Annotated in this window: 1 protein-coding gene; it reads left to right on the top strand. The window is 50.0% G+C overall.

What is annotated here, in order from left to right; genetic code table 11:
• Window positions 1-262, top strand: a 262-nt coding sequence (locus AC2Q9J_RS18110; protein WP_499042095.1) for a DegV family protein, incomplete at both ends; no start/stop codon positions are given.

Genomic DNA, 262 nt, shown 5'->3' on the forward strand with positions numbered 1-262 from the left:
AAGACGCCAAAGACGTTCCAAATCGAGACGTCACGAATCGAACACTGTTTCCGTCAGCATCTCGAGGCTGGAATCCCGTTCTTATATCTCGCTTTCTCCGGAGAACTCTCCGGTACATACCAAACCGCTGTCATGGACGGCGAAATGTTGAAAGAAGAATATCCAGACAGTACATTCACGGTTCTCGATACACGGAGCGCCTCTGTCGAACAGGCATTGATCGTCAAGACGATCCCAGAGTACGGACAAGACCATACGTACG

This window comes from Planococcus sp. RAB007_Raresut, assembly GCF_057369535.1.